The 23,405-nt window shown below is 40.6% G+C and carries 24 protein-coding genes and 1 tRNA gene; 12 read left to right on the top strand and 13 right to left on the bottom strand.

From position 1 onward, the window contains the following. Positions 1-4 precede the first annotated feature (4 nt). From HMPREF9078_RS01450 to HMPREF9078_RS01430, 5 genes are all read left to right on the top strand, one after another. A complete protein-coding gene (locus HMPREF9078_RS01450) occupies positions 5-1,834 on the top strand; it encodes a prenyltransferase/squalene oxidase repeat-containing protein (RefSeq protein ID WP_009418939.1) in 1,830 nt (609 codons plus the stop codon). After that, positions 1,834-3,009, top strand: a complete 1,176-nt coding sequence (locus HMPREF9078_RS01445) for a M50 family metallopeptidase (protein ID WP_009418938.1) — start codon at positions 1,834-1,836, stop codon at positions 3,007-3,009. The genes HMPREF9078_RS01450 and HMPREF9078_RS01445 overlap by 1 nt, the downstream gene beginning before the upstream one ends. A 665-nt stretch (positions 3,010-3,674) precedes the next feature. Continuing rightward, a complete protein-coding gene (locus tag HMPREF9078_RS01440) occupies positions 3,675-5,318 on the top strand; it encodes an Ig-like domain-containing protein (protein WP_009418935.1) in 1,644 nt (547 codons plus the stop codon). Positions 5,319-5,375: 57 nt separating this feature from the next. After that, entirely contained in the window at positions 5,376-5,897 is a 522-nt protein-coding gene (locus HMPREF9078_RS01435; protein WP_009418934.1) for a coiled-coil domain-containing protein, read from the top strand. 271 nt (positions 5,898-6,168) lie between these two features. Then, positions 6,169-6,239: transfer RNA gene (locus HMPREF9078_RS01430), tRNA-Gln, on the top strand. Between the two features lie 33 nt (positions 6,240-6,272). Here HMPREF9078_RS01430 and cls read toward each other — a convergent pair. From cls to accD, 10 genes are all read right to left on the bottom strand, one after another. Beyond that, positions 6,273-7,724, bottom strand: a complete 1,452-nt coding sequence (cls, locus tag HMPREF9078_RS01425) for a cardiolipin synthase (protein WP_009418933.1) — start codon at positions 7,722-7,724, stop codon at positions 6,273-6,275. Continuing rightward, a complete protein-coding gene (locus HMPREF9078_RS01420; protein ID WP_009418932.1) occupies positions 7,721-8,494 on the bottom strand; it encodes a (Fe-S)-binding protein in 774 nt (257 codons plus the stop codon). Before HMPREF9078_RS01420 ends, cls begins: the two co-directional genes overlap by 4 nt. A 109-nt stretch (positions 8,495-8,603) precedes the next feature. Continuing rightward, positions 8,604-9,023: a phosphoheptose isomerase gene (locus HMPREF9078_RS01415; RefSeq protein WP_009417275.1), complete on the bottom strand. Its 420-nt coding sequence runs from the start codon at positions 9,021-9,023 to the stop codon at positions 8,604-8,606. A 20-nt stretch (positions 9,024-9,043) separates the two neighbouring features. After that, the gene (locus HMPREF9078_RS01410) at positions 9,044-9,874 is read right to left on the bottom strand and encodes a 1,4-dihydroxy-2-naphthoyl-CoA synthase (RefSeq protein WP_009418931.1); all 831 of its coding nucleotides are present in this window, start codon (positions 9,872-9,874) and stop codon (positions 9,044-9,046) included. A gap of 30 nt (positions 9,875-9,904) precedes the next feature. Further along, entirely contained in the window at positions 9,905-10,558 is a 654-nt protein-coding gene (fsa, locus tag HMPREF9078_RS01405) for a fructose-6-phosphate aldolase (protein ID WP_009418930.1), read from the bottom strand. A 76-nt stretch (positions 10,559-10,634) separates the two neighbouring features. After that, positions 10,635-11,456 carry an SDR family oxidoreductase gene (locus tag HMPREF9078_RS01400; protein ID WP_009418929.1) on the bottom strand — a complete coding sequence of 274 codons (822 nt, stop codon included), beginning with the start codon at positions 11,454-11,456 and terminating at the stop codon, positions 10,635-10,637. Positions 11,457-11,553: 97 nt separating this feature from the next. After that, positions 11,554-12,582: a diphosphomevalonate/mevalonate 3,5-bisphosphate decarboxylase family protein gene (locus tag HMPREF9078_RS01395; protein WP_009418928.1), complete on the bottom strand. Its 1,029-nt coding sequence runs from the start codon at positions 12,580-12,582 to the stop codon at positions 11,554-11,556. Positions 12,583-12,680: 98 nt separating this feature from the next. Beyond that, complete coding sequence (locus tag HMPREF9078_RS01390) at positions 12,681-12,968, bottom strand: type II toxin-antitoxin system RelE/ParE family toxin (protein ID WP_009417180.1); 288 nt, start codon at positions 12,966-12,968, stop codon at positions 12,681-12,683. After that, the gene (locus tag HMPREF9078_RS01385) at positions 12,946-13,185 is read right to left on the bottom strand and encodes a hypothetical protein (protein WP_009417173.1); all 240 of its coding nucleotides are present in this window, start codon (positions 13,183-13,185) and stop codon (positions 12,946-12,948) included. Before HMPREF9078_RS01385 ends, HMPREF9078_RS01390 begins: the two co-directional genes overlap by 23 nt. A 52-nt stretch (positions 13,186-13,237) precedes the next feature. Then, complete coding sequence (gene accD, locus HMPREF9078_RS01380) at positions 13,238-14,095, bottom strand: acetyl-CoA carboxylase, carboxyltransferase subunit beta (RefSeq protein WP_009410329.1); 858 nt, start codon at positions 14,093-14,095, stop codon at positions 13,238-13,240. Positions 14,096-14,528: 433 nt separating this feature from the next. Here accD and HMPREF9078_RS01375 point away from each other — a divergent pair, with 433 nt between their 5' ends. The 7 genes from HMPREF9078_RS01375 (at position 14,529) to obgE (ending at position 21,361) form a co-directional block, all read left to right on the top strand. Continuing rightward, a complete protein-coding gene (locus tag HMPREF9078_RS01375; RefSeq protein ID WP_009418926.1) occupies positions 14,529-16,325 on the top strand; it encodes a chloride channel protein in 1,797 nt (598 codons plus the stop codon). A gap of 550 nt (positions 16,326-16,875) precedes the next feature. Beyond that, a complete protein-coding gene (gene menA / locus HMPREF9078_RS01370) occupies positions 16,876-17,790 on the top strand; it encodes a 1,4-dihydroxy-2-naphthoate octaprenyltransferase (RefSeq protein ID WP_369797099.1) in 915 nt (304 codons plus the stop codon). A 76-nt stretch (positions 17,791-17,866) separates the two neighbouring features. Next, positions 17,867-18,550, top strand: coding sequence for a metal-dependent hydrolase (locus HMPREF9078_RS01365; protein ID WP_002673809.1), 684 nt, complete (start codon positions 17,867-17,869; stop codon positions 18,548-18,550). A 122-nt stretch (positions 18,551-18,672) separates the two neighbouring features. After that, the gene (locus HMPREF9078_RS01360; RefSeq protein ID WP_009418922.1) at positions 18,673-18,915 is read left to right on the top strand and encodes an addiction module protein; all 243 of its coding nucleotides are present in this window, start codon (positions 18,673-18,675) and stop codon (positions 18,913-18,915) included. Beyond that, on the top strand, positions 18,899-19,213 hold the full coding sequence (locus HMPREF9078_RS01355; RefSeq protein ID WP_009418921.1) for a type II toxin-antitoxin system RelE/ParE family toxin: 315 nt from the start codon (positions 18,899-18,901) through the stop codon (positions 19,211-19,213). The genes HMPREF9078_RS01360 and HMPREF9078_RS01355 overlap by 17 nt, the downstream gene beginning before the upstream one ends. An 18-nt stretch (positions 19,214-19,231) precedes the next feature. Next, the gene (locus HMPREF9078_RS11445; RefSeq protein WP_009418920.1) at positions 19,232-20,356 is read left to right on the top strand and encodes an adenylate kinase; all 1,125 of its coding nucleotides are present in this window, start codon (positions 19,232-19,234) and stop codon (positions 20,354-20,356) included. Between the two features lie 6 nt (positions 20,357-20,362). Then, positions 20,363-21,361, top strand: coding sequence for a GTPase ObgE (gene obgE / locus HMPREF9078_RS01345; protein ID WP_009418919.1), 999 nt, complete (start codon positions 20,363-20,365; stop codon positions 21,359-21,361). A 66-nt stretch (positions 21,362-21,427) separates the two neighbouring features. Here obgE and HMPREF9078_RS01340 read toward each other — a convergent pair whose 3' ends face one another. The 3 genes from HMPREF9078_RS01340 to HMPREF9078_RS01330 form a co-directional block, all read right to left on the bottom strand. Further along, the gene (locus tag HMPREF9078_RS01340; RefSeq protein ID WP_009418918.1) at positions 21,428-21,994 is read right to left on the bottom strand and encodes a 1-acyl-sn-glycerol-3-phosphate acyltransferase; all 567 of its coding nucleotides are present in this window, start codon (positions 21,992-21,994) and stop codon (positions 21,428-21,430) included. A gap of 130 nt (positions 21,995-22,124) precedes the next feature. Continuing rightward, positions 22,125-22,619: a dihydrofolate reductase gene (locus tag HMPREF9078_RS01335; RefSeq protein WP_009418917.1), complete on the bottom strand. Its 495-nt coding sequence runs from the start codon at positions 22,617-22,619 to the stop codon at positions 22,125-22,127. A 27-nt stretch (positions 22,620-22,646) separates the two neighbouring features. Further along, positions 22,647-23,078 carry a 2TM domain-containing protein gene (locus HMPREF9078_RS01330; protein ID WP_009418916.1) on the bottom strand — a complete coding sequence of 144 codons (432 nt, stop codon included), beginning with the start codon at positions 23,076-23,078 and terminating at the stop codon, positions 22,647-22,649. Positions 23,079-23,405 lie beyond the last annotated feature (327 nt).

The following is a 23,405-nucleotide window of genomic DNA, read 5'->3' as shown; positions in this document are numbered from 1 at the left end:
CCTTATGCCCACTACCGAGAAGTCTCCAGAGTTTTATAAGCATTACCCTGCGTTGTTTCACGCTTATTTTCCTAGTGTAAGTGCTGAAACCTTGCGCTTGCTCTGCAAAGCGGGTTATACCTATTACAATGCAGTACTTTGTTTAGACGCCTTAGTAGATGAGGGCGATACAAAAGCATTGGTGGAAATGCTTGCCTTGCAAGAGGAAACAATTAAAATTCTCACGAGTATTTACGGTTATAAATCGCCTTTTTGGGGGCTTTGGCAACAGCGTAAAGAGGAGTACTTTAAGGCTATACAAACCGAAAAACGCCTACTTACTACCCCTAAAGTATCGTTTGAACAATACAGTAGCTTAGCAGATAATAAGTCGGCTTTTGGCAAGATAGCTATAGATAGCCTTTGGGTACAAAGCAACACTCAAAACAAGGCTGTGTACGAAAAATTATTATTGTCACATCGCTATTTTTCAGTAGGGTTTCAACTCTATGACGATGTAAAGGATTTTGCACGTGATGTATGCCGTGGGCAATTCAATTGGGCGGTCTATCAGTTACAACAAAAAGTAGATTTTGCAGAAGCACAACACGAGCCTAACACCCTTCACAAATATTTGTTTGTAAAAGGCGTGGGGCAAGACTTGCTAAAAGAAGCTATTGTGCAGTTTGAAAAGGCAAAAGCTGTAGTAACTGAGCTGAATATTCCCAGCGGGTGGTTGCAAACTATTGAGCAGATGATTAGCACTATCCAAAGCTATTTGGAAACTACCGAAGGTTATTTGGCTGTGCTAAAAACTACTCTTGCTCTTAAAAAAGAACGAAACACTGCCCCTTTTTTCAATTTTTCAGTAGTAAAAGAAGAGAGCATACACAAAGGCTTAGATTTTATAGAGCAAGATTTCCGTCAGCATTACGCTGAACTGAAACATACTATGTACTTAGGTAATGCCGAAGGCTTTGAGAACACTTGTCAGGTACATACTTCCGATACTTTTCAGCGTGCACTATTAGACGATTGCTTGTACACTATTGCTCAAACATACCAGTTGCCCATTACATCTTTCTTTGAGGAGGAATACCACTACTTTATGGAGCGTATCAATCCCGAAGTAGGCGCTTGGCAATACTTCCCCACCGTACAAGAAATAGCTCCTGATATTGACGATTTGGCGCAAATAATGCAGTTCTTTATTCATATTGGCAAAAAAGATGAGATTGCTAAGCAGTGTCAAAAAGCTATTGATACGGCTATCAATAGTAGAAGTTGTACTAATGGGGGCATTGAAACGTGGATACTCCCCAAGCACAACCTAACACCTCTACAGCAAAAGCAACAGTATTTCAACGAAAACAAATGGGGGACAGGTCCCGATGTGGAGGTAGTAGCTAACTTCTTGTATGCGCTCTATCTTTATGACCCAAAAGCCTATTTGTCTGTTATCCAAAAAGGAATTAGTTATTTATTCTCTCAACAAAAAGAAGAAGGTTATTGGGAGAGTCGTTGGTATTACGGTAATTATTACGGTACCTACGTTTGTGTGCGCTTGTTGCAATGCTTTGGTGAGCAATATACAAACCAGATACAGCGTGCTGTCAATTATATCAAAACCCATATACCTACTGAACCCCTTTCTACAGCGTTAGCTTTACTCACTTTAAAAACAGTGGGGCTCAACACTGATGAAACTGCTATAATCCTACAAGAACAATTGCTTGCTACTCAAAATACCTCAGGAGGGTGGGAAGCTATGAACTTTATCAAACCTAAAGCGTACGAACCTTATAAAAGCGAGACGCTCACTACTGCTTACGCCCTTAAAGCCCTTTGCTTCTAATGCAAAACAAAATTCCACATATTAATCCCTCTGTTACTTTCAATAAGCTCAATGATAAAGAGTTTATTCTCTGTAATACCCTGCATAAGCATTATTTGAAAATCAATAAAGATACTTATAACCTCCTTTCACTCATAGACAATGAGCGCTCTCTCCAAGAGATATGTGAACTACACAACCAGCAATCTGAAAAGGAACTTACAGTAAATGCTCTGCACTTTCTTCTTTACGACAAACTCTCGAAGTATGGACTCTTAGTAGGCGAAGAAGAACAAATAAAACCTTATCAAAAGCCTTCCTATCTCAAGCTGAGTTTTATCATTTTTAGCAAGCGTTTTATTGCTAAAATCACCCCTTCACTACATTTTCTTTTTCATAAGAAAATAGCTTTTCCTCTTTTGATATTATGCGCAGTGATGATAGGAACAGAACTTTATTTACTTTTAGACGGCTATAAGAGTTTTAAAGTGCAGGAAAGTGTTATTTTCTTTTTGGTAGTAATGGCTATAAGCGTTACCTTTCACGAATTGGGGCACGCTACTGCAGCAAGCCATTTTGGGGCAGAACACGGAGGAATTGGCGGTGGTTTCTACCTATTTACTCCCGTTTATTTTGCCGATGTTACTGATGTATGGCGACTCAAGAAATGGCAACGGGTAGTGGTAAATTGTGCAGGAATGTATTTTGAAATCATCTTTTGCACTATCTTGTCGGTTATAGGCGTTCTATTAGGGCAAATGAGCCTAACTCTCATTGCTATTATTGTTTGCCTACACACTTTTTTTAATCTCAATCCATTTCTCAGAAGCGATGGCTATTGGATACTCTCAGATATTACTAACAAACCTAACCTTTTGCAACACTCTTTCCGCAAAATAGGTGATGTTTTCAGAATGATCAAAGGTAAAAAAGTACAGTGGACGAAAATAGATTTTCTCTTATTAGTCTACGGTTTAATAAGCTATAGTTTTATTGTACTGTTTGTGTATTACGTACTCTTTAAAAACCCACATTCTATATTAAACTTTCCACAGAACTTATATCATTTCCTCAAAAGTTTATGGGACAAGAATGCTACTATTAGTTTAGTCTCATTCGGCGAACTGATTGTACCAATGTTATTCTTCTATTTGTTGTTCAGCTTCTTAAAAGGAATGTTGAAGAAAAGAGGTTAGGGTTTAATTATCAGGTTTTAGTGGAACTTTTCTAACGACAAATAATTTTCTCCCTAATTTTACTTACAAGTCTCACTTTCTTTTTGAGGTTTTTCTCGTTAATAAGCAGAGATTGGCTATTTGTTCAGTTTCATCAAAAACATATTTAATAAAGTGTTTTTTTAAAGGCAAAAGCGTCATAGTTAAAAGGTAAAACTGAATGTTTGAATAATGAAAAGCTTGTGAGGAACAAGGTAAGAATAATTTCTAATTAACAGAATAGACAATTTGCAGATGAAATACTTTGCGGTTTTTTTGTTAAAAAACCACTTTTACCTGCATTTTGTTCAAAAAATTTCAGCCTTTTTTACCCATCTGATATTCAGTTTTCTAACGCCTTTCCTTCGCCTTAGCTTCGGTTTAGATTCGCCTTAGGTTCGTCTTACCTTCGGTTAAAGTAGCTAAAAAGTAAAATATAAAAATAAAGACAATATATTGACTATTATATATTTATAGTTTTTAAAAAGTTTTAAGATACTCAGCTCTTAAATCTGAAGAAAATGCAAGCATTTAACAAGTATTAACATTTTTATTAATGGATAGATTTGCCAATGCTCTATTTCCTGAATTTGCCAATTCACTAATTATTTACTACTTTTGCCGAAAATTACGTTGTAACTTATTATATGAAACATAGATTCCCCATATTGCTCACTATATTCATCGCCTTACTGCTGTGGCAATGCGCCCGTCGTGGTTCGCCTACAGGAGGTCCCAAAGATACTACTGCACCTGTGCTTTTGCAGTCGGTGCCAAGGTCGGGAGCAATGAAGTTCCACGGCAAGAAAATACGTTTGCAGTTCGATGAGTTTGTGGTTACCAAAGACGTGCGCAAACAGCTTATCATCTCCCCCCCGATGAAAACCTTCCCTACTATTTCGCCTACTTCAGCTTCGAAATGGTTGGAAATAAACATTATCGATACCCTAAAACCCAATACTACCTACGTGCTGAACTTCGGTAATAGTATTCAGGATTACAACGAAGGCAATCCTTTGCCCGATTTTAAATACGTGTTTTCCACTGGCGATGCGCTCGACTCGCTTTGGTATGAAGGTGATATTGCCGATGCCATTGCCCCTAAACCCGATAACTTTGTAACGGTGATGCTCTACCCCTATAACGAGCAGTATAACGATTCGCTCGTGTACAAAACGCAACCTACTTACGTCACCAATACGCTCGATAGTCTCGATAGCTTTGTGCTCGAATACCTTAAAGAAGGCAAATACAAGCTCATTGCGCTGAAAGAGAAGAGTGCCAACTATCTGTTCAATCCCAAAGACGACAAAATTGCCTTTATGGAAGAACCTATCACCGTTGCCTATTTAAAGGGGAATCCACAGGGTTTCTACCCCAAATTGCGCTTGTTTAAAGAAGTGCCTCCTTATAAAGCACACCGCCCTACGCAAGTGGCGGGCAACCACATACAGTTTGGCTTCGAAGGTAAAACCGATAGTGTGAACATCAAGCCCATATCACCGGTGAGTAAAGATTTTAAGTATATCGTCTCCAAAGACCCCAAGAAAGATACGCTCAACCTATGGTATAGCCCTAAACAGAAAGATTCTTTGGTATTTACAGTAGCAAAACAGAAAAAAATTGATACATTTAAAGTCCGTATAAAGGAAATGAAAAACGACAGTTTGCAGATAGAGAACCTTTTTTCAGGTGATTTGCCGATGTACAAAGACTTTGGTTTTAGGAGTAATATCCCCATAGTAAAGACTGATAGCACTAAGCTAAAAGTGTTTGCAGGCAAAGATTCTACGGCAGTAGCTGTTCCGTTTAAAACGCAATTAGCACCTAATCGCTTAGAATACTATGTACTATTCGATAAAAAGAACGACGAGACCTACCGCATAGAAGCACTCCCTAATGCGCTCATCGACTTTTTTGGACATACGAACGATACGCTAAAAGTAAACCTACATACCAAAAAACTCGAAGAAGTAGCCATTTTTAAGCTACACCTCAACACCGATGAGAAGACCTTGCAATACCCTGTTATTTTGCAACTCACCAACGAAAAAGCTACCGAGGTAGTGCGAGAGCTTTATGTTGAAAAACCACAAGAGCAATATGTGTTCGAGAACGTAAACCCCAGTAAGTTCCGCTTACGGCTGATAGAAGACAAGAATGCTAACCGAGAGTGGGACACAGGTAGTTTCCTTGAACAACGCCAGCCCGAGCGAGTCTGGTATTTCCCACAACTTATAGAGCTCCGCGCCAACTGGGAAGTAGAAGAAACGTGGCGAATTGATAATTAGTATTTGCTATGTAGATAAAAATTATTATCTTTGCCCGAAAATAATACACACAGAATTATGACAACTGAACTCATACAATTATACGATACCGTAAGTGAAAAAATAGGTAAGGAAGGAGCTGCAGCGTTAGCCAGTTATCTTTCTAAATTTACTGATGAACGCGTAAAGGCAAATATTGATAACTTAGTAACTAAAACAGAATTTCATAAAGAAATAGCAGAAATAAGAATGGATATAGCCGAATTGCATTCAGAACTCAAGCAAGATGTTGCAGAGTTACATACTGAGGTAGCAGAGTTGCGCTCAGAACTCAAGCAAGATATTGCAGAGTTACGCTCAGAACTTAAACAAGATATTGCAGAGTTACGCTCAGAACTCAAACAAGATATTGCAGAGCTACGCTCTGAATACAAACAAGATATCGCCGAATTGCGTACTGAGATTGTAGCATTAAGAGCAGATTTACAAAATGAAATGAAAGACGGTTTTGCTAAGATGAATCGTATCTTTATACAATGGCTTATAGGATTCTTTACTTCATTAGTAATTCTGATATTAACACTTTATTTTAATAGGTAATAATGATAAATATTATAAAAAAAGCCTCATTGCACAGCAATGAGGCTTTTTAGTGAGTGTAGTTCAGATGAAGGAATACGAAAGAAGAACGGGAAGGAATTAGTGCTTTTACTCGTTAAAAAATAGAATACTATTAGGAAAGAACTCTAATTAACTGCTTAATTATAAAGTGTTTTATTTGTTTCTAATAGATTTTTCGTAAAAAAACTATTAAAAAATTTGCAGATTAGAAAAATAGCAGTACCTTTGCACCGCAAAAATGAAATGTGATTGGTCTATGGTGTAATGGTAACACAGCAGATTTTGGTTCTGTTATTCTAGGTTCGAGTCCTAGTAGACCAACAAAAGGCTTCCTATAAGGAAGCCTTTTTTGTTTTACAAGAAGGGAGAAAATAACCGCACGATACGTTCTATGAGTTGTTTGAACTTACTCCGCTTTTCCCACGCTTCTAACCTTAACAAACTTGCGTCTTCCAAATCCTTGTAGAAAATCCTGCGCAAATCACTTGCAACTTCTTTGTTGTACACTAAGGCATTCACTTCAAAATTAAGGTCGAAACTCCGCGCATCGAGGTTAGCTGTCCCTACTGACGCTACTTCGCCGTCTATCACAAAGGTCTTGGCGTGTACAAAGCCCTTTTCGTATCGGTAGATTTCTACCCCTGCTTTTAGTAGTTCTTCAAAAAACGACTCGCTAGCCGTATGTACAAACACCGAATCCCCTTCTTTTGGTACAAGTAATTTCACTTCTACCCCGCTAAGTGCCGCAATGATGAGAGCTTCTTGTAGCGAAGTGTCGGGAATAAAATAAGGAGTGGTAATCAGGATTTCGCGCTTGGCAGCGTAGATGAGTTGTACGGTAGCGAAGAGAATGTTAGATAGGTCAGAATCTGCACCGCTAGAGACGATTTGTGTAAAATAATCGGTAGGGTAGGGCTGTGTGACTATGGGGAAGTAAGGCGCATCGATAGCTACGTTTTCCTCACTGCAAAAATTCCAATCTTGTAAGAATACCGCTTGCAATACGTGAGCTGAGTAACCTCGTACTTTTAGGTGAGTATCTCGCCAATAGAGAGCATTAGGCTCTTCGTTGTTGTACTTATCACTGATGTTGATGCCTCCTACGAAAGCGGTATAGCCGTCCACTACCACTATCTTGCGGTGGTTGCGGTAGTTCATACGGTTAGCGAGTTTTACAAAGTTGATTTTGTAAAAAGGAAAAGCAGGCACGCCATTGGCTAAGAGTTCTTTTACTATATTCTTGCGAATGCCCTGACTTCCGAAATCATCATAAATAAAACGCACTTCTACCCCTGCCCGCACTTTCTCAATAAGGATATTTTTAATAGCATTGCCTATGTGGTCATTCTCGTAGATGTAATACTCTATATGAATATGATGCTTTGCTGCGCGTAGGGCGTCGAGTAGTTCAGGGAAGAGATTTTCGCCATTGCATATCACCTTCACCTCTTCGTTAGGGATAATAGACAAGCGCTCTTCTATGTTCGAGAGGAAGCGTAAACTCTTTTCATAAGGGGCGATGAAGGCAGTATCAAGCGAGTTTAGATGGGCACGTATCTGCGGATAGATTTGTTCTAATCGCTGACGAAAGGATTGGTCGATAGTGAGCTTTTTGTGGTATATTTTATGCTTGCGATAGTTGATACCAAATGAGAAGTAAAAGATAGCTCCCAATATAGGCACAAAGATAACCAAGAGCAAGTACGCTAAGGCTTTACTTACTGAACGGGTGTCCCACACGATGCGCAAACAAATAACGATTATCAGTAGGACGTAGAGGATTTCATAGAGCAGAAGGAACTTCATTTTTCACTATTGTCAAGCAATTCTGCGATGTCGTATACTTTTACTTGTGTTTCTTTGTTTTTTGTCTTTATACCATCGGTCATCATAGTGTTACAAAACGGACAAGCGGTAGCGATGATATTGGGATGCACTTCAAGGGCTTGTTCAGTGCGCAAAACATTGATATCCTTATCGCCTTTTTCAGCTTCTTTGAACATCTGAGCGCCTCCTGCTCCACAACAAAGAGCACGTGCCTTGCAACTCTTCATCTCTACCAAATCAGCATCGAGTTTTTGTAAGAGTTCACGCGGGGCATTGTACACCTTGTTAGCTCTGCCCAAATAACAAGGGTCGTGAAAGACGATGCGTTTCCCTTTAAAAACACCGTCCTCAATGGTAAGTCGGCCTTCCTGCACTAAAGCTTTGAGCAATTCGGTATGATGGAGGACTTCATAGTGTCCGCCTAAGGCAGGATATTCGTTTTTAAGAGTGTTGAAACAATGTGGACAAGCGGTTACTATCTTAGTAATATGGTAGCTGTTCAGCACTTTGATATTCATCATTGCCTGCATTTGGAAGAGAAATTCGTTGCCTGCACGCTTGGCAGGGTCGCCGGTACAGCTCTCTTCGGTGCCGAGTACGGCAAAGCGCACCCCTGCTTTTTGCAAGAGGTGAGCAAAGGCTTTGATAATACGCTTGGCGCGGTCGTCAAAACTACCAGCACAGCCTACCCAGAAGAGTACTTCGGGGGTTTCGCCACGAGCTGAGAGTTCTGCCATTGTTGGAATCATAATAATCTAATTTGGTGCGAGTCGCACGGGCTGTAATTTGGTAATTTGTTAATTTGGCACGAGCTACAAGCTCGCACCAGCGAAAGGAAAATTGCCTGTGTGGCTCGCACTAATCGTTAAACACTTCTACGGTTTCTTCTTTGAGAACAAAATCGGTGAATTTGCCCTTATAGCGGGTAGCTTTTACGATGTGATTGTCTATCCAATGATAGTTGCCTCCGCGGGGTTTGCCAAAGATGATGCCGTGATATTTAAAGCCGTGCTTTTTGAGCCATTGTTCAGTAACCTTACGGTGGGCTTCGGTACGTGAGGTGAAAAAGTAAATCACGTGACCTTCGTCATACCATTTGTTTACTTGTGCTAAGGCATCGGGAAATACCTCGGCAGTAGCCATACGCTCGGGTTCTTCATTGGGGATATCCTCGCCTACCGTACCATCAATGTCGATGAGGTAGTTTTTTACTCCCTCTGGCAATATAGGATTTTTATTGCCTTGAGCATCTTCTTTTAAGGTAAATTTTTCAGTCATAATATTGAATTAGCAAATTGTTAAGGAATCCATTTCTTTTCGAAGTTAGGTTTGCGTTTTTCGAGGAAGGCATCGCGTCCTTCTTTGGCTTCATCGGTCATATACGCTAAACGGGTGGCTTCACCAGCGAATACTTGTTGCCCTACCATACCATCATCGGTGAGGTTCATCGCGAATTTCAGCATTTTGATAGAGGTAGGCGATTTAGCCATTATCTCTTGCGCCCACTCAAAAGCGGTAGCTTCTAACTCACTGTGAGGGACTACGGCGTTTACCATTCCCATCTCGAAAGCCTCTTGAGCAGAATAGTTGCGCCCTAAGAAGAAGATTTCGCGGGCTTTCTTCTGCCCCACCATTTTGGCGAGATAAGCTGACCCATAACCAGCATCAAAACTCGTTACATCGGCATCGGTTTGTTTGAAAATAGCGTGTTCTTTGCTGGCGAGGGTAAGATCACACACTACGTGCAATGAGTGTCCGCCCCCAACAGCCCAACCGGGGACTACTGCAATCACCACTTTGGGCATAAAGCGAATGAGGCGTTGCACTTCGAGAATGTTGAGGCGGTGGTAACCATCGTCGCCTACATACCCCTGATGACCACGTGCTTTTTGGTCGCCACCACTACAAAAACTCCACACTCCATCTTTTGGGGAGGGACCTTCGGCAGAGAGCAATACGGCACCTATGTTGATATCTTCATAAGCATCTTTAAACGCGTCGAGAAGTTCGGAAGTAGTTTTAGGGCGAAAAGCGTTGCGTACTTCGGGGCGATTGAAAGCGATACGCGCTACGCCATCACATTTTTTATACGTAATATCTTCGTATTCTTTTACAGTTATCCAGTTCATTTATTATTAGATGTTAGTGCGATAACTAAATTATCCTAATTTCTTTGCATCGGCTAAGAATTGAGCTAAACCGCTGTCGGTAAGGGGGTGTTTGAGAAGCCCTAAGATGGCGTTGAGCGGTGCGGTAATCACATCGGCACCTATTTTGGCACATTCGAGGATGTGCATTGTATGACGGACAGAAGCAGCAAGGATTTGAGTCTCGAAATTGTAATTGTCGTAAATGAGACGTATGTCCTCGATGAGAGAAAGTCCGTCGGTTGAGATATCGTCGAGTCTACCGATGAAAGGCGACACGTAAGTAGCCCCTGCTTTGGCTGCCAAAAGCGCCTGACCTGCCGAGAATACCAGCGTACAGTTGGTACGGATACCCTTATCGGTGAAATATTTAATGGCTTTGATACCGTCTTTTATCATCGGTACTTTTACTACGATTTGAGGGTGAAGGGCAGCGAGTTCTTCGCCTTCGCGCACAATGCCTTCAAAATCGGTGGCGATTACTTCGGCAGAAACATCGCCTTCTACGATAGTACAGATATCAGTGTAATGTTTGAGGATCGCCTCTTTGCCGGTGATACCTTCTTTTGCCATTAACGACGGATTAGTGGTTACGCCGTCTAACACGCCCAAATCTTGGGCTTCTTGAATTTGCGATAAATTCGCTGTATCGATAAAAAATTTCATAATGTTATTTTATAATTGATAATTGATAATTGACAATTAATGCTATTCAACTTTGGCAAAGTGTGTGACGCAATGGTTAATTGCCTGTGCGAGTCGCACCTAATTGATAGTGTTTCATCAGCATTTTCTCGTAGGATTTGCTCGGAAAAAGTCGTTTGAGGACAATGGAGAACTTCTGTAAGAAACTACCTTGTTTGTAATGTACTTTTGGGTGTTTGGTATTGATGACTTTCAGTATTTTATCTGCCATTTCTTTGGGGTCACCACCACTATCGACGTGCTCGTTCATCAGACGGAGTTGTTTTTCATAGACTTCGGCATAAGGAGAACCTTCGTTTACAGGGGTGTGGTAACGGCGAGAGGCAATATCGGTAGCATAATCGCCTGGGGAAATGGTACAGACTTCTATGCCAAAAGACTTAACTTCCATACGAAGAGCTTCACTCATCAGGAGGAGAGCACCTTTGCTGGCTGAATAAGCCCCGCGAAAAGGCAAGCCCATATAGCCTGCAATAGAGGCAATGTTGATGATACGTCCGCTTCCTTGAGAGCGCATTGCTGGGAGGACTTGCTGTATCACAGTTATAGCACCATAGAGATTGGTAGCGAAAACGTTGTGCAACTGCTCAGCGGGGAGTTCTTCTACGGCACCCGTAACACCTACACCTGCATTATTGATGAGTATATCGATGCGACCTACTTCGGTGAGGATTTGCTGTACTGCTTCTTTGATAGAAGCTTCGTTTCGCACGTCCATTGGCAAGAGACGAAAAGGCAAGTTTTTGCCTTCTACATTGCGCGCTGTTCCGTAGACCAAAAAGCCTTTGGAGGCAAGTAGCAAGGCGGTTTCTTTGCCTATGCCCGATGTAGCACCAGTGATGAGAACAGTTTTGTTCATTCGTTTAAGAAATTTGTGCAAAGGTAGGAATAATTTGCCAATTAGCAAATATGTGAATTATCAAAAAAGGGCTAAAACCAACGGAGAAGAAATCGGGCTAAATAGTAGCTACTTCGTCGTGAATATATTGTCGTCCTTCACAAAATTGAGCTAATTCCTCTTCTATAAACCATTTTACTTCCGTAGTAGAAGTTTTAGGGTATAACAGATGTACATTAGCCCCTGCATCGAGCGTAAAACAAAGCGGGATATTCGTTTCTTTACGATATTGCCATATGCACTGAATCACTTCTAACGTATTGGGGCGCATCAGAATAAAGTATGGAATACTGGTTTGCATCATTGCGTGCAGAGTGAGAGCTTCACTTTCCACTACTTCTATGAAACGTTCTACATCACCGGAAGCAAAACTTCTGACAAGTTTATTGATGTTCTCATTGGCTTGTGCAAAACGCGCCTCAGCAAAAGGGTGACCGTGCATTAGGTTATGACCTACGGTACTGCTGACTTGCTTCTGACCTCTATCGATGAGCAAAATAGTATCTTGATAATTTTGAAAAACTTCGTGAACGGGGAGGGGATAGGGTATACCATATTCATCGGAACTTCCTATAATGGCAGAGTGTTCGCCCCATACGACTATATTGCCTTGTACACTTCGGCAGGCACTGCCCGAACCCAAGCGCGCCAAAAAAGAGGCTTTTTGCCAAAAAGCTTCTTCTGTGGAAGTCTCTCCTAACTCTTTAGAAATTTGCATTAAGCATACTGAGAGGGCAGCCATTGCGCTTGCAGAAGACGCAATACCACTGCTATGAGGGAAAGAATTATGTGAGGCAATACTAAAATGATAGTCCTTTAAGAAAGGTAAGTAAGCTACAATCCGCTCAAAGAAAGTATGGATTTTAGGGTGAAAAGAAGGTTTGGGTTGTCCTTCAAAGCTAAAATCGAATGAAAAGGGTTCGCCTGAGGCAATAGAAGATTCACTCCTACGTTCATATTCAATAGAAGTTTCGGTATAACAATGCGTGAGTGTAAAGCTGATAGAAGGGTTCGCAGGGAGCTGTTCCCCCTTCTTACCCCAATACTTTACTAAGGCTATATTACTCGGTGCTTTGAAAGAAATCATATTTAGGCAATAGGACTTAGTCCATAGGCGTTAGGGTATAGGCAATAGTAGGAAACTACTGACTCATATTACTTTAGTTTTTATTACAATACTAAGAATTAAAACAAGGGTTTTTGTTTAGTGCTTCTGAATCTGAGAATTATTACACTATCTCCCTTAATTTCATAGTAGAGTAAAAATCTTCCTTTAAAGAAAATTCGCTGATAAACATTATCTTCCTCTATGTATTTAGCTAAAAAATAAGGGTCTTCTTCTATTTCTTTCTGAACTTTTTCAGTTTCAATTGCTATCTTTTCAGAATAAGAGTCAGATTTATTGTTCTCACTCCAGAAATCTAAAGTGTTTTCTAGCTCTGTCTTAGCTTTACCCGACCACCTTACTCGCATATCTTTTTCTGATGTTATCGAATAATTCTTTTCCGTCTATCCAATTACCTTTTTCGACGTCTTCACGGGCTAAGGCAATAGCTTGTTTATCCTCATTTGTTATTAGAGAAGGATATTCGTAAGGATTGGTTACCTCAATTCCTATGGTAGCAAAGTAATCAACTATTTGTTGATACTGCTCAAAGTCGATATTTTTATTTAATATAAGTGTGTTCACATTGTTAGGTTTTAGGGATTCAACTTTGCCGAAGGTGCGAGCCGCCTATATTTTAAGCTCTCACGGCGCGGTTCATCACCAAATCGATGTACAAATTCACTTTGTCTTTGAGCTCTTTGCGGTTTACGATAAAATCCAAGAAGCCGTGTTCGAGTAAGAACTCTGCTGTTTGGAAATCTTCGGGGAGGTCTTGCCCTGTTGTGTCTTTCACTACACGAGGTCCTGCAAAACCAATAAGAGCCCCTGGTTCGGCTATATTGATGTCGCCCAGCATCGCAAACGATGCAGTGATACCTCCCGTTGTAGGGTCGGTACAAAGCGAGATGTAAGGTAGTTTGGCTTCGTCTAACTGAGCGAGTTTAATAGACGTTTTAGCCATTTGCATTAGTGAAAGAGCGGCTTCCATCATACGTGCGCCTCCTGATTTAGAAATCATCAAGAAAGGCAATCGGTGTTTGATAGCATAATCAATCGCACGACAAATCTTCTCACCTACCACACTTCCCATAGAACCACCGATGAAAGCGAAATCCATACAGCCTATTACAATAGACTTACCTTTAGAGCTTCCTACGGCAGTGCGCACGGCATCTTTTAAGTTTGTTTTTTGAGTAGCTTCTTCCAAACGTTGGGTATAGGGTTTTGTATCGACAAATTCTAAAGGGTCTTTAGAGCTCATATTGGCATCGAGTTCTTGAAATTCGTTGTTATCAAACAATATCTGGAAGTACTCTTTACTACCTATGCGCACGTGATACCCATCGTCGGGACTTACATAGAAATTGGAAGCTAACTCGTCCTGTTCGACGATGTTACCGCTGGGTGATTTAAACCATAATCCTTTGGGGATATCTTTCTTTTCCTCAGTGGAGGTTTGTATTCCTTTTGCTGTTCTTTTAAACCAAGACATAATTATTCTGTTTTAGTAAAGTGCAAAAGTACAAAGTTTTTTTGAAATAGCAAAAAAGGAGAATTAATGATTAGTGGTTAATGGTTAATGATTAATGGTGAAAATAAGATAAGTTTTTTGAGTGATTTTCAACTTTGGCAAAGTATGTAGCGATAGAAAGGCGAAAGTAAGGCGAACGATGAGTGGCTCTACAGTGGCTCTACAGTGGCTCTACAGTGGGTCTACAGTGGGTCTACAGTGGCTCTACAGTGGCTCTACGCTGACTAATAGATTAAGAATCAGTGAAGGAAAGAGGAACAAAAGACGGTGCGAGCCACATAGGCAGATGAAAAATGAACGGAGAATGATTGAACCTATGGAGAAGGTAAGGTGAAGAATAATTGGTGTATTGAGATTTGTTTTGTATTTTTGCACCGTTTTTAAGAAAAGTATAATGACGACCCATCACCAGCAACATCTTCTCAAACGCCTTTTGATATGGCGTGTAAAGCATATTTCGGATAGGCGTTTTATCCTTATTCTCAGCGGAATAATAGGCATTGCTACGGGATTGGCTGCCTTGGCAATGCGCTCGTTTACACATCTTATTCAGTGGTTGCTAGACGACAAGCTCGCTCAAACTATTACTTATAGTTTTTACTTTATCCTCCCAATGTTAGGCTTTGCCATTGTGTATTTGGTAAAAAAATACGTGATACGGCACGATGTGAACCACGGAATCCCTTCGATTCTTTATGCAGTAGCCCACCAAAAAGGGATAATGAAACGCTTTCAGGCGTATGGCAGTATCCTCACAGCACCTATTACCGTTGGTTTTGGAGGTTCGGTGGGGTTAGAAGGTCCGATGGTAGTAACGGGGGCAGGTATTAGTTCCAATATTTGCAGGTTCTTTCACATTAATCAATCTAACCGGATGTTGCTTTTGGCGTGTGCTTGTGCGGCGGCTTTAGCAGCTATCTTTAAAGTGCCTATTGCGGCGATACTGTTTGCTATTGAGGTTTTTGGGTTGGATTTGACGCTCTCGTCACTCATACCGCTGTTTATCGCTTCCCTTTGTGGGGTATTCACTTCTTATTTCTTCTTTGGCAGTGAAGTATTGATACCCATAACCATCACGCGAGCTTTTTCATTGCAAGGTATTCCTTTTTATATTCTTTTAGGCGTGGTAGGCGGATTGATGTCGGCTTACTTTACCTATGTTTATGAGAAAATAAATGCTGCTTTTAAGAAACTCACTTCGCCTTGGCTAAAAATAGTAGTAGGCGGAGGTCTTTTGGGTTTGCTTATTTACATAATGCCACCGCTTTACGGTGAAGGACACGAGATTATCAATCACCTAAAAGAAGGTCACCCCGAACTATCACTGAGTAGTAATATTTTTGGTTGGGACTTATCGAATGCGTGGGTGATTATCCTACTTTTGGCTGCCCTCACTTTTGCAAAGGTTATTGCCACCTCGCTCACCTTTGGTGCGGGAGGGGTAGGAGGTATCTTCTCGCCTATGCTGTTTATGGGGGGAGTGATGGGAAACTGCTTGGCGCGCATCATCAACGAGTTTCCTATTTTGGGCTACAAAGCAGAGTTGCCCAACTTCACTTTGGTGGGAATGACTGCCCTGATGACGGGGGTATTGCACGCACCCCTTACGGCTGTTTTTCTCATCGCCGAGGTAACGGGAGGCTATTCGCTGTTAGTACCGGCGATGCTCACTGCTGCGGTATCGTTTTTGGTAGCCAAATACTTTAACAAATATTCTGTTTATACGATGGAATTAGGCAGAAAAGGAGAACTCATCTCGCAGAATAAAGACCAATCGATACTCACCCTAATGGATTTTGACCAAGTGGTGGAACACAATTTCACCCCCGTATATACCGATATGAAACTTCGTGAGGTGGTGTACAATGCTGTGCGCGAATCGAACCGCAATATCTACCCTGTGCTTGACCGAGAAAAAGGTACGCTACAAGGTGTGATACTGCTTGACGACATACGGCACTTGATTTTTGAAACGAACTATTACGACAAGATTCCTGCCGTAGAACTAATGCAGAAACCACCTGCCATCATAGAAATGGGCAAGGACAAGATGAGCACCGTAATGGATAAGTTTCAGCATACTGGTGCGTGGAACTTGCCCGTAGTGAAGGACGGTAAGTACGTAGGGTTTATCTCCAAATCGAAGTTGTTGAGCATTTATAGAAGGAAATTGATATATTTTACGCAGTAAGAGCTAAAAAGGTAAAAGATAAATCAAGATATAGAATTAAGCTAATACAAGTGTTTTTATAGTCAAACAAAAATAGATTGCCAATAAAAAGGCTTGTTTTTTGGAGGGACAAATAGCCTCACATACGCTACTATCACAAGCTTTACCCCTACGAATACCGAAAAAGTGGTTGGTTATCAGTACAATCAACTTTGACAAAGTTTCAAACTTTGCCAAAGTGTGGCGCGTAAATTCGGATAGGCTATAATATAGAGAAACCAAACAGAAAAAAGTTCTTGTTATAGGTATCTTATACAAACCTTATACAAACCTTGGACGAATCTTGGACGATAGCTATATCTATACATTTCTACACAAACACTGTTTTTATAGAAAAACATTCTGAAAATTATCTTCAAAACGGAATAAATATCTTTTTTAGTAACTTCTATGGGCTTTGAAAGTTGAGGTAGAGGTATTAAAATCATTTTTAGAGAAAAGTATAAAGCAAAAAGAATTATTAGAATATATTATTGTATTTGTCATTAGTATTTGTAATTTTGCAGGCTCTATGGATATCATAACTCTTTTGAAAGCTGCGAGGTTGCGCACCTTACCCTTATCGGTTGCGGGGATTATCACGGGGAGTGCTTTGGCATTTCGCGAAGACCCTTACGCTTTTAGGTGGGAGATTTTTGGTTGGGCACTGCTTACCACTATTTTGTTTCAGGTGCTTTCGAACTTTGCCAATGATTATGGCGATGGGGTAAAGGGCACGGACAATGAGCACCGCATAGGTCCTACAAGAGCTTTGCAGAGCGGGAGAGTTACGCGTAGGCAGATGAAGAGGGTTGTACTTATCACTGCTTTACTGTCGTTATTTTCGGCTACGGTGCTTATTTATACGGCTTTTGGAAGAGAAAATCTGTTATATATCTCGGTGTTTTTTGTTTTAGGAGTGCTGTGTGTGGTAGCGGCTATCAAGTACACTGTGGGGCAATCGGCTTATGGATATCGGGGTTGGGGTGACCTATTTGTGTTTGTGTTCTTTGGGTTAGTGAGTGTGGTAGGCAGTTATTTCTTATACACAGAGAGCTTGAATAAGGTTATATGGTTGCCCGCTATTGCTATTGGCTTGCTGAGTGTAGCAGTGCTGAACTTAAACAATATGCGCGATTATGAGAACGATAAGCGTTCGGGCAAACATACATTGGTAGTGAAAATGGGAATTCCGATGGCTAAATATTATCATTATTATTTAGTTATATTGGCGATGGTGGCAATGTTGGGTTTTTCGGTGATGCGTTTGCAAATGCGCTGGGAGCTTCTGTACTTAGTTGCTTTTCTGCCTTTAATAGGACATTTGCTCACTGTAAAACGAAATACCGAACTCAAACAGCTTGATAAAGAATTAAAGATAGTAGCCCTGAGTACTTTTTTGCTTTCGGTACTCTTTTTTGTGGGGATTTTGATACATATATTTTAAGGAGAGTTAAACGAAAGAAGGAGATAGTAACGGACGTTATATATATTAAATAAATACACTAAAAAACATAATAACTATGGAGGTAACTTATTACGGACACTCGTGTGTGAGCATCAAAATAGGCGATACACATTTGCTTGTAGACCCCTTTATTGCTAATAATCCTTTGGCAAGCCATATAGATATCAATACGATTCCTGCTGACTACATCTTGATAACCTCGGCGCAACAAGACCATATATCGGACGTGGAGCAGATAGCTAAGCGCACGAAAGCGCAAATCATTTCGAATTTTGAAATCTCTAATTACTTTTTTAATTTGGGAATTGAAAATTCGCACCCTATGGACTTGGGAGGGTTGTACAGTTTCCCATTTGGGTCGGTGAAGATGGTACCAGCGTTGCATTCTTCTACCTTTGAAAATGGCACTGCCGGCGGGTGCGCTTGTGGGTTTGTGATTAAAACTTTGGAAAAGACGGTATACGTATCGGGGGCTACGGCTTTGTATTTTGATATGCAACTTATACCAGTGCGTTATAAGTTGGACTTAGCTATATTGCCCATTGGAGGTAACTTTACAATGGACGTGGAAGACGCTATTATGGCTTCGGACTTTGTGAAATGCAACAAGGTGTTGGGGTATCATTACGACACTTTTAACCTCATTAAGTTAGATGATAAGGATTTAGCAAAGAGGAGTTTTAAGGCAAAAGGCAAAGAGCTGATATTAACAGATATAGGACAATCTATTTTTGTATAAATTATGAGAAAAGCGACGTTTATTATAGCTTTGCTCTTTACAATATTTAAAAAAAACAGATTTTGCTCATTCATTAAAATTGATTACTTTTGCAATTTAAATCCACAATTAAATAGTTTGTTATGAACTCAGCTGTACAATATATCAAAGATTTCCAAGGGAATGACATATTAGCCGTTATTCCTATTGAGGAATATCGCTTTTTACGTGAAAGAGCTACTTGGGAAGAGGAAGAAGAATATGACATTCCTGAAGCACAAAAACAGATGTTAGATGAACGTATTGAAAAATATAAAAATCACCCAGAGTTATTAATTCCATATGAAGAAGTAAAAAGAGAAATAAGAGATGAATTTGGAATATAACTTATTTTTTTCTGAAGAAGCTAAGAAAGAATTGAAAAGTATTATTGCTAAATACGATATACTACAACAAGGGTTAGCTGATAAAGTTTATGATGATATTCAGCATAATTTGGACTACCTTAGATTTATGCCCTTTATATGTCCGAAAAAATATAAAGCTTTAAGAATACTATATACCAAAAAGTATAAAATAGCCATATATTACATTATTGAAGAAGAGATGAGGAATGTAATCATTTATTCTTTTTCACATCAAAAAGAAAACTCTGCAAAAGTATTCAACAGAATCAATTTCTAAACGACTAAAGACTAAACAATGGAACTGATAAAATTACACGATAAGACTTTTGAGCCTTACGTATCTGCCGAGGAACTCAACCAAATTACCGAACGAATGGCAAGTGAGGTATATCAAGATTTGCAAGAATCACGCCCAATTTTCATTGCCATACTGAATGGCTCTTTTATGTTTGCAGCCGACTTCCTAAGGCACTACAAAGGCGAATGTGAAATATCATTTGTAAAAATGGCGTCTTATAAAGGTACTCAGTCTACTGGAAAAATACACCAACTCATAGGGCTTTCTACCCCAGTGGAAGGACGCGATGTGGTAATCTTGGAAGACATTATCGATACCGGCAACACTTTAGAAGAAATTTACCGCATTTTCGAAGATAAAAAGGTGAACTCTTTCCGCGTGGCTACCCTGTTTTTCAAACCCGATGCCTACAAAAAAGACCTCAAAATAGACTATGTAGGCAAACCTATCCCTAACCGCTTTATCGTGGGCTATGGATTGGATTTTGACGAGATAGCGCGCAACCTACCCCAAGTATATCAATTAAACACTTCATTAACTATGACAAATTTAGTACTTTTCGGCAAACCAGGGGCTGGCAAAGGCACCCAAGCTGCATTCTTGAAAGACAAATACAACTTAGTGCACATCTCTACCGGCGATATTTTCCGTCATAATATCAAGAACGAAACCAAACTCGGCAAACTCGCTCAATCGTATATGGATAAAGGTGACCTCGTACCCGATGAAGTTACTATACAAATGCTACAAGAGGAAGTTGAAAAGAACCCTAATGCCGAGGGCTTTATCTTCGATGGGTTCCCTCGTACTATTGCACAAGCCGAAGCTCTTGATGCTTTCTTAGAAAGTAAAGGAATGCGCATTCACGGTACTCTTGCCTTGGAAGCTGATGACGAGGTGCTCATCAAACGATTGGTAGAGCGCGGTAAAGTAAGCGGTCGCACTGATGACCAAGACGAAGAGAAAATACGCAACCGTTTCACTGAATATAACGAAAAAACAGCTCCTCTTATCACTTTCTATCAAACGCAAGGTAAATATCACACTATTAATGGTATAGGTACTATCGAAGAAATTACTACTCGCCTTTCTGAGACCATTGACAAAATAAAAGCTGAATAATCCCCAATGACCGAAGGCAATTTCACCGACTACGTAAAGATATACGCCGCCTCTGGTAAAGGAGGTGCAGGCTCGATGCACCTACACCGCGAGAAGTTCGTACCCAAAGGAGGTCCTGATGGAGGCGATGGCGGTCGTGGAGGGCATATCATCTTGCGTGGCAATAAACACCTTTGGACACTCATACACTTCAAGTTCCAACAGCACTTTCGTGCCGAACACGGAGAAGCCGGAGGAGCCAACCGTAGTTTTGGTGCCGACGGTAAAGATATCACTTTGGAAGTCCCCTTAGGAACCATTGTTAAAGATGCTGAAACCGAGGAAGTACTCTTTGAAATTACTGAAGATGGACAAGAAATCATCGCTTTGCGCGGTGGCAAAGGTGGGTTAGGCAACTGGCATTTCCGCACAGCTACCAACCAAACCCCGCGCTACGCCCAACCAGGTCTCCCTGGTGAAGAACGCGAGTTGCTCTTAGAGTTGAAAGTATTAGCTGATGTAGGTTTTGTAGGCTTCCCCAATGCGGGCAAATCTACATTGCTATCGGTAATTACTTCTGCTAAGCCAAAAATAGGCGACTATCCATTCACAACCCTCAAACCTAACTTGGGTATTGTGCAAAACCGCGATTACCAATCGTTTGTAGTAGCCGATATACCTGGGATTATAGAGGGAGCTGCCGAAGGCAAAGGCTTGGGGCATTACTTCTTGCGACATATAGAGCGCAACTCGGTATTGCTATTCCTCATTCCCGCTGACAGCAAGGATATCATAGCTGAGTATCATATCTTGTTAAACGAACTCAAAGAATACAACCCTGAACTACTGGACAAAGACCGCCTCATAGCCATTTCAAAATCGGATATGTTAGACGACGAGCTCACCGAAGCCATTCGGCAAGAAGTAGCAACAGGATTAGGCGGTACGCCTTTCTTGTTTATCTCGTCGGTATCGGGCAAAGGTATTCAGCAACTGAAAGACAAACTTTGGGAAATGATACAATAATATAAAAGTCAGCTTTTATAGCTGACTTTTTATATTATTCAATTCCTTATAACGACTGCTTTCACATCAATAAATTTTAGGGTTCCACTGCTCGGGGTATTTAGGAGTAATATCCTTATAAAAGTTCTGTATTTCCTCCATTATTTGCTCTTGTGGGAGCGTTTGTAAGTCCTCTAAGCTAATGGTCTTCCCGATGTATATCATTTTCTTCTTAAAATCACCAGCACCTAAAACTATGGGTACTTGGGCAGAAAGAGCTATATGGTAGAAGCCCATACGCCACTTGTTCACCTTAGAACGCGTGCCCTCAGGGGTTACTACCAAGCTAAAGTCTTCTTTCTTAAAGAGTTCAGTAACAAATTCTATCAAGTGATTGCGCTGTGAACGATTGATACCAATCCCTCCTAACTTGCGCACTAACCAGCCGTACCACGCTTTAGTATGCGCATCTTTTATAATGAGTTTAATCGGTTTTTCCATCTTCCAATAAGCCAAAATACCCAAAACAAACTCCCAATTAGTAGTGTGTGGTGCTACTACTAACACACAGCGATTTAAAGTTTTCAAATCACCTTGTAATTCTATCTTCCACCCCATTATCCATAAAGCAAAGGAGCCAATCCATTTTTTCATTTTTATTCTATTTATAACTCGCTTCTACGCGTAATATTTTCTATTTTACAATCAGTATTGGTATATTATAATCACTACAAAATTGCCTGTCGTGCTACGACTGCCCGCCGTGCTACGGCTACCCGTCGTGCTACGACCGTGTTACAACGTATCTTTCAAAAGTAAACCCATAAGCGTGCCGTTCGTCTTTTTCAAAACGCTCAGAGGCTACTAACTCCCATTCTTCACGGTTAAACTCAGGAAAGAATACATCAGCTTCGGCAAAAGTGTGATGTACCCGTGTGAGTTCTATCGCATCGGCAAAGGGGAGGGCTTGCGCATAGATTTCTCCACCGCCTATCACGTAAGGGTTAGAGTCTATTGTCAAAGCCTTTTCTATCGCCTCTTCAACTGAAGAAACCACCACAGCTCCCTCTTTCGCATACCCTTTCTGGCGCGTAATAACAATATGTGTACGTTTAGGCAAAGGTTTGGGGAAAGTCTCGAAAGTCTTCCGTCCCATTATAATGCAGTGTCCCGTCGTGAGGCGTTTGAAATGCTTAAAATCTTCAGGCAAATGCCATAACAGTTGGTCTCCTTTGCCAATAGCATTATTCTCGGCAACAGCAGCTATAAGAGTTATCATATTTAGTGAATAGTGAAAAGTGAACAGTTAAAAGTTTGTAGACGACGTATTGGTTTGCTCGTTATCTTTCTCAGCCTGTTCAGCTGCCAATTCCCGTTTTGCTTGTTCCTTTTGTGTAGCAAGCTCTTTTTCTACTGCGACTTCCATCTTTATAAGTTTCTTCTGTTGAGCTGCAATCAGTTGTTCGCGTTGCTTTTCTTGCCATTCCTTTCCTAAGAAGCGATGCAATACAAATACATTCATAGCGTGCCACAGCCAGATGAAAAGCCACAAGAGTACCGCCCATAAATACCAATTATAGGTCGCTCCGTAGTCTAATACCTTATTGGCTACCACAAAAAAGATAGAGCCTAACACAAAGACAAAGAAGTGAAGATATAACAATCGTTTCTGCTTGAGGCGATTTTCAGCATTTTTGAAAAGTTCATATTGTTCGGGAGTGAGTTGAGTGTCTGCCATTCTATTATCTGTTTTTAAGATTTTGGTGCAAAAGTAAGAAAAATATGCTATCCACGAAAGAATTATACACTATTTATATTATTTTTGTCACTTTTCATCTGTTCATCTGCTATTAATAAAACGCCTGTGTACCTCACATAAATTTGCTAATTAATTTACCAGCCGTGCTACGCCTACCCGTCGCCGCTATAACCTCACATTACCTCCGTCATTCGTCCCTTGTCATTCGTCATTTCTTCCCTTTTTCGTCATACTCCCCCCTAGCACCTAAGGCCTATGGCCTAATGCCTTTTCCTTTTCTTTCGCCTCGAAACCCCGTTTTTAACA

The sequence above is a fragment of the Capnocytophaga sp. oral taxon 380 str. F0488 genome (genome assembly GCF_000318255.2).
GTDB lineage: Bacteria > Bacteroidota > Bacteroidia > Flavobacteriales > Flavobacteriaceae > Capnocytophaga > Capnocytophaga ochracea.
The sequence above is the reverse complement of the archived record's forward strand: the minus strand, read 5'-3'. Positions and strand labels throughout refer to the sequence as shown.

Excerpts from the sequence above, each read along its gene's own strand:
- HMPREF9078_RS01450 (WP_009418939.1), top strand. The coding sequence starts at position 5 with ATGCCCACTACCGAGAAGTCTCCAGAGTTTTATAAGCATTACCCTGCG.
- HMPREF9078_RS01445 (WP_009418938.1), top strand. The coding sequence starts at position 1,834 with ATGCAAAACAAAATTCCACATATTAATCCCTCTGTTACTTTCAATAAG.
- HMPREF9078_RS01440 (WP_009418935.1), top strand. The coding sequence starts at position 3,675 with ATGAAACATAGATTCCCCATATTGCTCACTATATTCATCGCCTTACTG.
- HMPREF9078_RS01435 (WP_009418934.1), top strand. The coding sequence starts at position 5,376 with ATGACAACTGAACTCATACAATTATACGATACCGTAAGTGAAAAAATA.
- cls (WP_009418933.1), bottom strand. The coding sequence starts at position 7,724 with ATGAAGTTCCTTCTGCTCTATGAAATCCTCTACGTCCTACTGATAATC.
- HMPREF9078_RS01420 (WP_009418932.1), bottom strand. The coding sequence starts at position 8,494 with ATGATTCCAACAATGGCAGAACTCTCAGCTCGTGGCGAAACCCCCGAA.
- HMPREF9078_RS01415 (WP_009417275.1), bottom strand. The coding sequence starts at position 9,023 with ATGACTGAAAAATTTACCTTAAAAGAAGATGCTCAAGGCAATAAAAAT.
- HMPREF9078_RS01410 (WP_009418931.1), bottom strand. The coding sequence starts at position 9,874 with ATGAACTGGATAACTGTAAAAGAATACGAAGATATTACGTATAAAAAA.
- fsa (WP_009418930.1), bottom strand. The coding sequence starts at position 10,558 with ATGAAATTTTTTATCGATACAGCGAATTTATCGCAAATTCAAGAAGCC.
- HMPREF9078_RS01400 (WP_009418929.1), bottom strand. The coding sequence starts at position 11,456 with ATGAACAAAACTGTTCTCATCACTGGTGCTACATCGGGCATAGGCAAA.
- HMPREF9078_RS01395 (WP_009418928.1), bottom strand. The coding sequence starts at position 12,582 with ATGATTTCTTTCAAAGCACCGAGTAATATAGCCTTAGTAAAGTATTGG.
- HMPREF9078_RS01390 (WP_009417180.1), bottom strand. The coding sequence starts at position 12,968 with ATGCGAGTAAGGTGGTCGGGTAAAGCTAAGACAGAGCTAGAAAACACT.
- accD (WP_009410329.1), bottom strand. The coding sequence starts at position 14,095 with ATGTCTTGGTTTAAAAGAACAGCAAAAGGAATACAAACCTCCACTGAG.
- HMPREF9078_RS01375 (WP_009418926.1), top strand. The coding sequence starts at position 14,529 with ATGACGACCCATCACCAGCAACATCTTCTCAAACGCCTTTTGATATGG.
- menA (WP_369797099.1), top strand. The coding sequence starts at position 16,876 with ATGGATATCATAACTCTTTTGAAAGCTGCGAGGTTGCGCACCTTACCC.
- HMPREF9078_RS01365 (WP_002673809.1), top strand. The coding sequence starts at position 17,867 with ATGGAGGTAACTTATTACGGACACTCGTGTGTGAGCATCAAAATAGGC.
- HMPREF9078_RS01360 (WP_009418922.1), top strand. The coding sequence starts at position 18,673 with ATGAACTCAGCTGTACAATATATCAAAGATTTCCAAGGGAATGACATA.
- HMPREF9078_RS01355 (WP_009418921.1), top strand. The coding sequence starts at position 18,899 with ATGAATTTGGAATATAACTTATTTTTTTCTGAAGAAGCTAAGAAAGAA.
- HMPREF9078_RS11445 (WP_009418920.1), top strand. The coding sequence starts at position 19,232 with ATGGAACTGATAAAATTACACGATAAGACTTTTGAGCCTTACGTATCT.
- obgE (WP_009418919.1), top strand. The coding sequence starts at position 20,363 with ATGACCGAAGGCAATTTCACCGACTACGTAAAGATATACGCCGCCTCT.
- HMPREF9078_RS01340 (WP_009418918.1), bottom strand. The coding sequence starts at position 21,994 with ATGAAAAAATGGATTGGCTCCTTTGCTTTATGGATAATGGGGTGGAAG.
- HMPREF9078_RS01335 (WP_009418917.1), bottom strand. The coding sequence starts at position 22,619 with ATGATAACTCTTATAGCTGCTGTTGCCGAGAATAATGCTATTGGCAAA.
- HMPREF9078_RS01330 (WP_009418916.1), bottom strand. The coding sequence starts at position 23,078 with ATGGCAGACACTCAACTCACTCCCGAACAATATGAACTTTTCAAAAAT.